The sequence below is a fragment of the Paraburkholderia humisilvae genome, assembly GCF_902859855.1.
In the GTDB taxonomy this organism is placed as follows: domain Bacteria; phylum Pseudomonadota; class Gammaproteobacteria; order Burkholderiales; family Burkholderiaceae; genus Paraburkholderia; species Paraburkholderia humisilvae.
In genome coordinates this window covers 1-501 of record NZ_CADIKH010000517.1, presented here as the reverse complement: position 1 = coordinate 501, position 501 = coordinate 1, and the positions used below count along the sequence as shown (strand labels likewise).

General features: G+C 59.9%; 1 protein-coding gene. It reads left to right on the top strand.

Features of this window, described 5'->3' with window-relative positions; translation table 11 throughout:
• Positions 1-501 (top strand): exopolysaccharide Pel transporter PelG (gene pelG, locus HV796_RS43310; protein WP_175233678.1); only part of this gene is annotated, 501 nt, incomplete at both ends.

Genomic DNA, 501 nt, shown 5'->3' with positions numbered 1-501 from the left:
CTGTTCGAAAAGCGCGACGACCTCGTGCTGTCGAACTACAACGGTGTCGTGCTGATCTCGACGGCCGCATCCGGCTTGCTTGGTTTCCTCGCGGTGTGGCTCGGGTTCGGCGGCGAGCCGCTGTTCTATCGGATGCTGATGGTCGCGGGCTTCGTCGTGGTCAGCAATATCTGGATCGCGGTGATCTTTCTGTCGAGCGTCAAGCAATACCGGCAGATACTGGCGGTGTTTTTCGTCGGTTATGGCTGCACGGTCGCATTCGCGCTGATGCTGAACCGGCACGGCATCGCCGGGCTGCTTGGCGGTTTTGTCGCCGGACATATCGTGCTGCTGGCCGGTTTGTCCGGGCTCATTTACCGGAATTACCGTAGCGAGCGCTTTATCTCGTTCGAAGTGCTGCAAAGACGCTTTGCGTATCCGAGCCTCGCGCTGGCCGGCTTGCTGTTCAACCTCGGGGTGTGGCTCGACAAGTTCATGTTCTGGTATGCGCCGGGTACCGGG